Annotated in this window: 3 protein-coding genes; all 3 read left to right on the plus strand. The window is 66.9% G+C overall.

The genetic code is table 11. The features are described from left to right. The first annotated feature begins 176 nt into the window (after positions 1-176). Positions 177-527, plus strand: a complete 351-nt coding sequence (locus IEX89_RS24040) for a hypothetical protein (protein ID WP_188915833.1) — start codon at positions 177-179, stop codon at positions 525-527. 157 nt (positions 528-684) lie between these two features. Beyond that, entirely contained in the window at positions 685-1,713 is a 1,029-nt protein-coding gene (locus IEX89_RS24860; RefSeq protein ID WP_244645676.1) for an NAD(P)H-dependent oxidoreductase, read from the plus strand. A 97-nt stretch (positions 1,714-1,810) separates the two neighbouring features. Next, on the plus strand, positions 1,811-2,011 hold a 201-nt coding region (locus tag IEX89_RS24055), incomplete at its 3' end, for an SDR family NAD(P)-dependent oxidoreductase (protein ID WP_188915834.1).

Genomic DNA, 2,011 nt, shown 5'->3' on the forward strand with positions numbered 1-2,011 from the left:
GATCCTGGCCCTCGACGAAACGCCCCATCCCGAAGCTCCCCGTGTAGAGAGCTGAAGCTTAGCATATTCGAGGGCGTTTCCACACGGCCTCGGCCCGAAGCCGCCGACTCGTCCCATTGGCGGTCGCCGAATCGGCGCAAAAGGACGCGTCCCGCGCGGCGGACGTACGCCGATGAGTGCATCTCGTCGAGCACTCGGCCGATCCGTGGAGCCCCGTCTGGCTAGTCCGCGGCTCCACGTCGACGGTCGCGCGGGCATTCAATGGTCGCAGCGTGCAGACGCCCGGGCGGTTATTGGCACTGGAAAGACGGGAAGGTGCTCGCCAGGCCCGCGATCATCGCCAAGATCGTCAGAACGTCGGCGAGTTCGAGCTCGTCGACCGAGCGGTGGCAGACATCGGCGCGCGCCGTGCAGCCGGAGCCGAGGCGCCAGATCCTGCGCGCCGGTCGCGGCTGGACCGGGGCCGCACGGCTCGGGCAGAGCCGATCGAAGCCGGACGGGCCGACGAAGGCCGGCGCATCGGCTGAGCTCGTTTCGGAGACCGCTTCGCGATGTCGAGAGGGGAGACTGACGCTCGGGCGCCCCTTTATCGCTGTCACCGATAATCATGCATACGAAACTTCGATTTGAGGGGTTTTGGGATATGCCTCACATCGAGCTCAGTCGTCGAGCACGGAGGAGGCCATGATGTCAAAGACATTTGTTTTAGTTTTTCACGGAGATCCCATGGAATCAAAGGCGAATGCAGCACTGGCCGCGGCCGCGCGCACCTTGCCGGATGTCGAAGTCGTCGAGATGCAGCGCCGATATCCGGATATGCGGATCGACATCTACACTGACGCGGCGGCCGAAGCCGCCGGTCTTCTGGACGCAGACCGAATCGTGCTGCAGTTCCCGATTCGGTGGTACTCCACCCCGGCGCTGCTGAAGGCCTGGCAAGACGCCGTCCTGACCCGGATGTACTACGTCCCCGCCGCGACCGAGGGCGATCGACTCGTCGGGACGCCCCTGATGGTGGCCGCGACCGCCGGCAACGTCGCTGCGGTCTACGAGCGCGACGGCCAGAACTTCTACACGCTTGGCGAAATCCTCACGCCGCTCGAGGCCACCGCACATCGCTGCGGCCTGCCGTGGCACGAGCCGAACATCGTCTATGGCGCCGACCGGCTGGAGCCGGAGGCGCTCGGGGCCGCCGCGGAGGATTACCGCGACGCCCTCGCCGCCTTCATCGCGAGCACGCCCGCCGACGAGCGCGCCGAAAAGGCGGCCCGAGCCATGACCAGCCTCGATCACGACACCTTTCGCGATCTCGATCGCGGCACACCACCGCCTCGTCCTCTGGTTCGCCCATGGCCATTTCGTGGTCCTGAGCGCGCAGTTCCTTCTGGCCCGCCAGGCTCTGTTCGGCGGGACGTCCTGGGAGCTGCACGGCGCCGTCGGCGGCCTGGCCGCGCTGCCCGTGCTCCTCCTGGTGGGGAGCAGCCTGTCCGTCGCGCGAATCAGGGGGTTCGCCTGGTCGGCCGGCCTCACCGGCCTCCTCTACATGATCCAAGTCGCCCTCGCTCTCGGTGGCCCAGGGCTGCTGGCGTTCCATCCCTTCAACGCCGCGCTTTTGCTGACCTCCACGCTCGTTCTCGCCGCCAAGCTCGAGCGCCGCTCCTCGGCCACGAGGGCAAACAGGGCGAGGACGTCGAGGTAAGACCGATTGGTTAGAGGAACTTACCGCCCTGCAAAGAAATGAGTGGCTACCGGCTACAATGGGGCCGGTCTATCTCCTGAGCAACCGCGATGACGCGGCCAGCCACAGGAGCTGACATTGGAAAAGGTGATCCTCATTACGGGCGCATCGAGCGGCATCGGGGCCGGCATCGCCCGCGAGCTCGCCGCGGCCGGCGCGAAGCTCGTGCTGGGGGCGCGTCGCACCGACCGGCTCGAGGCTTTGGCGCGCGAAATCCGCACGGAGAGCAACGCGGTGCTGACACGGCGCCTCGACGTCGTCGACCGGGACGAC

The sequence above is a fragment of the Salinarimonas ramus genome (genome assembly GCF_014645695.1).
Lineage (GTDB): Bacteria > Pseudomonadota > Alphaproteobacteria > Rhizobiales > Beijerinckiaceae > Salinarimonas > Salinarimonas ramus.